Below are 322 nucleotides of genomic sequence, written 5' to 3'. Positions count from 1 at the left end.
ATCCGCTCTGTAGAACTCCGACGCATCATCGCAGCACTGTCCCCAGAGCAGGTACTCCGAGATGCGTCGTCAACGCCGCGAAAGGCCCTTGTGGCACTCGCGGGCGCTGAAGAATTCCTGACGCAGTCAGCACTCGCCGAGAGAGCCGGCGTGTCGGCTCGCTCGCTTCGTGACCACCTCCCCGACCTCGTCGACGCTGGAATCGTCGCGATGACGGATGCTGGCTACCGGCTCCAGCTGTCGTTTGCGGAGACGGATCGAGATGACGGAGAACTGCCTGAACGGTACCAGGATATCTACCCGCAATGGGTGAGCGATCCAA

The 322-nt window shown here is 61.8% G+C and carries 1 pseudogene; it reads left to right on the top strand.

Features of this window, described 5'->3' with window-relative positions:
* Positions 1–90 precede the first annotated feature (90 nt).
* Positions 91–322: pseudogene (locus tag EXE41_RS18855) on the top strand (hypothetical protein); the annotation flags it as partial.

It is taken from the genome of Halorubrum sp. SD690R (assembly GCF_005435035.1).
GTDB lineage: Archaea > Halobacteriota > Halobacteria > Halobacteriales > Haloferacaceae > Halorubrum > Halorubrum ezzemoulense.
This window is presented reverse-complemented; position numbering and strand designations above follow the sequence as displayed.